The sequence below is a fragment of the Cognatishimia sp. genome, assembly GCF_964229375.1.
Taxonomy (GTDB): Bacteria; Pseudomonadota; Alphaproteobacteria; order Rhodobacterales; family Rhodobacteraceae; genus Cognatishimia.
The window spans coordinates 1-6025 of record NZ_CAXREH010000165.1; the positions used below are offsets into that span (position 1 = coordinate 1).

The 6025-nt window shown below is 57.4% G+C and carries 8 protein-coding genes; 7 read left to right on the plus strand and 1 reads right to left on the minus strand.

What is annotated here, in order from left to right; genetic code table 11:
* A partial coding sequence (infC, locus tag ACEQWH_RS12430; protein WP_370231347.1) for a translation initiation factor IF-3 occupies window positions 1–286 on the plus strand: 286 nt, incomplete at its 5' end.
* Between the two features lie 60 nt (window positions 287–346).
* Here infC and ACEQWH_RS12435 read toward each other — a convergent pair.
* On the minus strand, window positions 347–745 hold the full coding sequence (locus ACEQWH_RS12435) for a hypothetical protein (protein ID WP_370231348.1): 399 nt from the start codon (window positions 743–745) through the stop codon (window positions 347–349).
* Window positions 746–840: 95 nt separating this feature from the next.
* Between ACEQWH_RS12435 and ACEQWH_RS12440 the strand changes: the two genes are divergently transcribed.
* The 6 genes from ACEQWH_RS12440 (at window position 841) to ACEQWH_RS12465 (ending at window position 5697) form a co-directional block, all read left to right on the plus strand.
* Window positions 841–1191 carry an ArsR/SmtB family transcription factor gene (locus ACEQWH_RS12440; RefSeq protein WP_370231350.1) on the plus strand — a complete coding sequence of 117 codons (351 nt, stop codon included), beginning with the start codon at window positions 841–843 and terminating at the stop codon, window positions 1189–1191.
* The gene (locus ACEQWH_RS12445; RefSeq protein WP_370231352.1) at window positions 1178–1627 is read left to right on the plus strand and encodes an SRPBCC domain-containing protein; all 450 of its coding nucleotides are present in this window, start codon (window positions 1178–1180) and stop codon (window positions 1625–1627) included. Before ACEQWH_RS12440 ends, ACEQWH_RS12445 begins: the two co-directional genes overlap by 14 nt.
* Window positions 1628–1629: 2 nt before the next feature.
* Window positions 1630–2010: a DUF1761 domain-containing protein gene (locus tag ACEQWH_RS12450; protein WP_370231354.1), complete on the plus strand. Its 381-nt coding sequence runs from the start codon at window positions 1630–1632 to the stop codon at window positions 2008–2010.
* A 132-nt stretch (window positions 2011–2142) separates the two neighbouring features.
* Window positions 2143–3183 (plus strand): dihydroorotase, encoded by a 1041-nt coding sequence (gene pyrC / locus ACEQWH_RS12455; RefSeq protein ID WP_370231356.1) that lies wholly within the window; start codon window positions 2143–2145, stop codon window positions 3181–3183.
* A 75-nt stretch (window positions 3184–3258) separates the two neighbouring features.
* On the plus strand, window positions 3259–3939 hold the full coding sequence (locus ACEQWH_RS12460; protein WP_370231358.1) for an orotate phosphoribosyltransferase: 681 nt from the start codon (window positions 3259–3261) through the stop codon (window positions 3937–3939).
* 276 nt (window positions 3940–4215) lie between these two features.
* Window positions 4216–5697, plus strand: coding sequence for a replicative DNA helicase (locus ACEQWH_RS12465; protein ID WP_370231359.1), 1482 nt, complete (start codon window positions 4216–4218; stop codon window positions 5695–5697).
* Window positions 5698–6025: the final 328 nt, after the last annotated feature.

Sequence of the window (6025 nt, forward strand, 5' to 3'; positions counted from 1 at the left end):
GCGGAAAAAACAGACCGTCATTCAGGTCAAAGAAGTTAAATTCCGCCCGAACACCGACACGCATGACTATGACGTCAAAATGCGCAACGTGGTGAAGTTCCTGGAAAAAGGCGACAAGGTCAAAGTGACCCTGCGGTTCCGCGGCCGCGAAATGGCCCACCAGAACCTTGGCCGTGAGTTGCTTGAACGCGTGGCCGAGGACATCAAAGAACTGGGCAAAGTGGAAAACATGCCCAAGATGGAAGGCCGTCAGATGACCATGATGGTTGGCCCTCTGCCCAAATAATCGCTGTTGAGTGCAGATTGATGAAACCCGGCCCTTTGGTCGGGTTTTTCTATTGCGCCCCTAAACAATATCGCGGTCGCCGCGCCACCAGCTGAGCCCATCTTTAAAGTCAAAGCCCAGTGAAATCACATTCGTGACCAACAGGATCGTCAGGTACAGACGATAGGCCGGGTCGCCTTCGGGCGTGGCCAGTCCCAGCGCGATCAGAATAACCAAAGGCGTCCACAGAACCAGATGCGGCAAGGCCATCGCATTGCTCATACCACGATCGCGCATCATGATCGGCACATTGACCGCCATCCCCAGATTGGCAAGCAACGCCACTGTGGTGCCAGGCACTGGCGCACCCTGCCCCCAGAACCAAAGCGACACAAAGTTCACGGGCACCAGCCAGACCGCCATCCAGATTTTCACCCACAACGGCAAACGCATAAAGCTGCCCCAAATATCCGCGATCATCCTGTCGCCTCCTTTAATTCGTCTTGTCGATATAGACCCTGAATTTCATTCCACCAAATGGTTGACTGAAAGTTTATCGCGGGTTATTCACCCATATGGTTGAACGAAAGAACGATCTTCAGCTTTCCGAGGTTCTGAAAGCCGCCAGCGACCCGACACGTCGCGCCATTCTGACGCTGCTCGCTCAGAACGGCGCTGGCCGTGTGACCGCGCTGGCCAAGCATTTTGACATGAGCCTCAACGCTGTTTCCAAGCACATCAAAGTGCTGGAGCGCGCGGGTCTGGTGACCCGACGTACCGAATGGCGCGAGCACATCATCGAGCTGAACATGGCCCCTCTACGCCAGATCGACCTTTGGTTTGCCGAGTTGCGATCCATCTGGGCTCTGAGACTTGAGGCCCTTGAGGATATTTTTAACGAGGAGACTGCCAATGACGACGACTGAGATCCGAACCGACCTGAGCCTAACGGTCGATCGCTTGATCAAAGCCCCTGCCGAAAAACTGTTTAACGCCTGGCTTGATCCAGAGATGCTGGCCAAATTCATGCTGCCCGGCCCGGATATGTCCTTGCCCAAAGCCGATGTGGATGCCCGCGAGGGCGGACGGTTTGACCTGATCATGCACGCCGGTGGCGAAGATCTGCCCCACAGCGGCACCTACAAAAAGATCGATCCCCACAGCCAGATCATCTTTACCTGGGAAAGCGCCTGGTCTCCTGCGGCAAGTGAAGTCACCCTCGATTTCACCCCCGAGGACGCGGGCACTCGCGTAACGCTCACACATCAGACCTTCTATGACGAAGAAAAGCGTGACAATCATCAGGCCGGCTGGGGCGCGATCCTTGACGTGCTGAACCAGGTCGCAGGCGAGGATGCATAATCATGGAAACCGAAGCCTTGAACTGGACCGCAATTCTTGTCGGCACTGTTGTCGCCTTCTTTGCCGGATGGGCAATCTATAGCCCGATGCTCTTGGGCAAAACATGGGCGATCGGATCACGCATTTCGCCCGAACCGCCGGAACAGATGCCATGGATGGCCATGGTTATGCAGCTTGCGGGCCTTTTTCTGCTGGCCTTGGTGATCGGCATGACCGCCCAGACCGAAGCCCTGATCACGGCCATCACAGCGATTCTGGCCGCGGCAGGCATGGTCATGGCGCAGGACGCGTTCTCGCAAAAATCCACGGCGGCAACGATCATCGACGGCGGCTATGTGGTGATCGCGGGCGCGCTTATGATTGTCTGTCAGGGCCTGTTCTAGGCCTGTCGCCCAAACACAACAAACCCCAGCGGCCGCCCAAGTCACAAACGACAGGCGGCCGCATGATTTTTGCGCGGCTTTTCTTATGAAACCCTCTTTTCGGTACATCCGTCTTTGTGTAATGCCCATGGCATGACCAAAAGCATAACGATTGCCCGCCCAGATGACTGGCACCTGCACCTGCGCGATGGCGCGATGTTGCAAGCCGTGTTGCCCGAAACCGCCCGCCACTTTGCGCGCGCAATCATCATGCCCAATCTGGTTCCCCCCGTCGTGCGCGGAGATCAAGCCGCAGCTTACCGCGACCGCATTCTGGCAGCCTTGCCGGACGGTATGCAATTTGAGCCGCTGATGACCCTCTATCTGACAGAGGACACCGATCCCGAAGATGTCGCCGCCGCCCACGCCTCGGGCCTTGTGAAAGCGGTCAAGCTCTATCCCGCAGGCGCGACCACCAACTCGGCTTCTGGCGTGACCGATTTTGACAAAGTGAAGCCCGTTCTGGCCAAGATGGCTGAAATCGGCCTGCCACTCTGCACCCATGGCGAGGTCACCCACAACCACGTCGACATCTTTGACCGCGAAGCCGTCTTTATCGACGAAGTCCTGGATCCCATCCGCCGTGACAACCCCGATCTCAAAGTGGTGATGGAACATATCACCACATCAACAGCCGCCGATTACGTCAAAGCAAATGACAAGAACCTTGGCGCGACCATCACAACGCACCACCTGATCATCAATCGCAACCACATCCTCGTGGGCGGCATCAAACCGCACTACTACTGCCTGCCTGTCGCCAAACGCGAAGAGCACCGTGTCGCCCTCAGGGCGGCGGCCACCTCGGGCGACGCGCGTTTCTTCCTGGGAACGGACTCAGCACCGCATGTGGATGCGGCGAAAGAAACCGGATGTGGCTGCGCGGGCTGCTTTACCGCCACCAACACCATGGCCCTTTTGGCGCATGTCTTTGAAGAGGACGGCGCGCTCGACAAGCTTGATGGATTCGCATCGCGCAATGGCCCGGCCTTCTATGGCCTGCCGGTCAACAGCGACACGCTGACCTTGATCAAATCCGAAACCGCCACCCAGTTCCCCGATAAAATTCAGGGCGGCGACGGTCCCGTGACCGTCTTTGACCCGGGCTTCCCGGTGTTCTGGGACGTCGCCTAGTCTTTCTCTTGCCCTAAATATCCCCGCCGGAGGCTCCGGCTTTCGCCAAACACGCACCGCTAAAGGACACAGATCATGATCCCAACCAGCTTCCCCGATCCAAAGGAAATCGCGCGGCTCACGGCGCGGATGCTGCTTGAGATCAAAGCGGTCAACTTCAACACAGACGAGCCCTATATACTGGCCTCTGGCCTGCCCTCGCCCAGCTATATCGATTGCCGCAAGTTGATCTCTTATCCGCGCATTCGCAGCACCCTGATGGATTTCATGACCGTGACCGTCATGCGCAACGCAGGCTTTGAGGCCTTTACCAATATCGCAGGTGGAGAAACAGCCGGCATCCCGTTTTCAGCCTTCGTCGCCGAACGCATGGCCTTGCCGATGACCTATGTGCGCAAAAAGCCGAAAGGTTATGGCCGCAACGCCCGCATCGAAGGCGTGATGTCTGAGGACGATCGCGTTCTTTTGGTCGAAGACCTCACCACCGATGGCGGCTCGAAACTGTCTTTCGTCGATGCGATCCGCGAAACCGGCGCAAGCTGTGGGCATACGGCCGTTATTTTCTACTACGACATCTTCCCAGAGACGGTGAAAACATTGGGCGACCACGGGGTCGAGCTGCACTACCTCTGCACCTGGTGGGATGTTCTGGCCGAGGCCCGCGCGCAAGGCGCCTTTGCGGAAAGCACGCTGACTGAGGTCGAGAAATTCCTCAACGATCCACGCGCCTGGCAAGAGGCCAACAAGCGCGATTAATTGCAGCACAGCCTGTGGACGACCTGTGGATGGTTTGCGACGCCCCGCCGATTCGAGACCGGCATTTGAAGATATATTTGGCAGATCCCCTACGGTATGCCACTATATCTAGGCGCCACGCGCGCCTGCGCCGCAAGCGCTGAAAATTACCCACACCCTTCAGGGCCTCTTATCAACAGAGATTTCCTGATAGGATCTTAAGCTTCAAACCGCTATCCCCTTTCCATAGGGGCACGCGGACAAAAACAAGACCCGCGAATGTACCGGGGGAGCAGCATGAACGAGCTAACGACGATAAATCCGGGTGTCCCTGAGGCTCAGGACGTCGATCCTATGCCGCATTCGATCGAGGCTGAACAACAGCTTCTCGGTGCGATTCTGACAAACAACGACATCTTTGATCGGGTGGCATCTGTTATTGATGCCAGTCACTTTTATGATCCGGTCCATTCCCGAATCTACGAAGTCGCGGCTGCGCGGATTGCAAAGAACAATCTGGCCTCGCCCGTCACCCTGAAAGCCTTCCTTGAGGATGACGCGGGCTTGCAGGAATTGGGCGGCCCTGCCTATCTGGCCCGCCTCGCGGGGGCTGCGATTTCTGCATATGCGGCCAAAGACTATGCGCAGATGATCTATGACATGGCGATCCGGCGCGAGCTGATCGGCCTGGGGCAGTCCATTTCGACCCGCGCCACCAAGATGGACGTCACCGAAGAGCCCAAGGAACAGATCGTTCAAGCGGAACAGGCGCTCTACAAGCTTTCGGAACAGGGCAAGACCGACAGCGGCTTTGTCTCGTTCCTGAAGGCCGTCACCGAGGCGGTCAACACCGCAAACGCGGCCTATCAACGCGATGGAGGGTTGGCCGGGGTCAGCACCGGACTGATCGATCTGGACAAAAAACTCGGCGGGCTGCATCCGTCCGACCTTCTGATCCTTGCGGGTCGTCCGTCTATGGGGAAAACCTCGCTGGCAACCAACATCGCCTTCAACGTCGCCAAAGCCTATAAAAAGGGCATCCGCCCTGACGGGACCGAGGGCACCATCGAAGGTGGCGTGGTTGGGTTCTACTCATTGGAAATGAGTTCAGAACAGCTTGCCGCGCGTATCCTTTCTGAGGCCGCAGAGGTGCCGTCCGAGCAAATCCGCAAAGGCGACATGACGGAACAAGAGTTCCGCCGGTTTGTCGACGCGGCCAAGGCGCTTGAGGCCTGCCCGCTGTTTATCGACGACACCCCTGCTCTGCCGATTGCCCAGCTTGCCGCCCGCGCGCGGCGCCTGAAACGGACCCATGGTCTTGATCTGCTCATCATCGACTATCTACAGCTCTGCCGCGGTACCGCTGAAAACCGGGTGCAAGAGATCGGCGAGATCTCGATGGGGATGAAAGCCATCGCGAAAGAGCTGAATATCCCCGTGATCGCGCTGTCCCAGTTGTCGCGTACCGTTGAGAGCCGTGACGACAAACGCCCGCAGCTGTCAGACCTTCGGGAATCGGGCTCTATCGAGCAGGACGCAGACGTGGTCATGTTCGTGTTCCGCGAGGAATACTACAAGGAACGCGAGCGTCCCGGCGAGCACGACCTTGAGAAAATGTCCCACTGGCAAGAGGAAATGGAGCGTCTGCACGGCCGCGCCGAGGTGATTATCGGCAAGCAGCGTCACGGCCCGATCGGCACCGTAGACCTGAGCTTTGAGTCCAAATTCACCCGCTTTGGCAACCTCGTCAAACAATGGCAACAGGACCAAGGGTATTGATCGACCTCTGACGACAGCGCCACACTTGGTCACGAAGTGTAAGATCCTCTGGATCATATGCAGCCGAGCGTCACCGGACATCTTTACAACGAAAATTACCACCAAGAAAATTCAACGCGTCCTTTAGGCGTGATCCATACACCCAAAGCGAAACAGGCAATCGACGCCGCCATCACACAGATTTCCGCCTAAAAGTCACCAAGCGGCCCCCGTGACGCTGGCACGAAGCGGCCTGTCGCTCTATGGTCGCGTCAACAAGACGAAACAAAGCCCGAGTAGACCCACGATATGGCCACTGCAACGCTCTCAATCGACCTTACGGCGCTGA